The sequence below is a fragment of the Bacillus sp. 05T31 genome (genome assembly GCF_056396725.1).
Genome location: NZ_JBFTMA010001349.1, coordinates 1 through 482, shown reverse-complemented (window position 1 = coordinate 482; position 482 = coordinate 1). Strand labels below are relative to the sequence as shown.

Sequence of the window (482 nt, the reverse complement as noted above, 5' to 3'; positions counted from 1 at the left end):
ATATAAGCATTAAAGAAGAACAACAAGCACAGATTATCCCATTGTTTCAAAAGAAACAGACAAAAGTTGTTCAAGAAACAGTAAAAGAAGAAAAGCCAAAAATAGAAAAAGTGGTTGAAGAAAGCCGACAACCAGAGGAACCAAAAGAGCAGACAGAAATAAAGAAATCTAAGAAGAAGGAAGATGGGAATAAAAGCATTTTTGACATGCTAGAGAGGGAGAAAACATGATGGCCCACCTAATGTTATCAGAAGAAGACCAAAAACTATTAATTGATTTGCATACTCATGTGTACTTAGACCTGGAATATATCGAATCGAAATGTTATCCAGGGCATCGGAAAAACTCCGTATATTATCGCCTTCGCAGGCTAGAAGAGGGGGAATACATCAAACATGAACATTTACCCATTCCTTCTATAAGAAATCAAGTGAGGAAGTCGGGAAGACCTCAAAACGTTTACACACTTACAAAGTATGGTG

Annotated in this window: 2 pseudogenes; both read left to right on the top strand. The window is 36.7% G+C overall.

The features are described from left to right. Positions 1–230: pseudogene (locus tag AC1DJR_RS33260) on the top strand (hypothetical protein); the annotation flags it as partial. Then, positions 230–482 (top strand): annotated as a pseudogene (locus AC1DJR_RS33255) (replication-relaxation family protein); the annotation flags it as partial. The pseudogenes AC1DJR_RS33260 and AC1DJR_RS33255, both read left to right, overlap by 1 nt.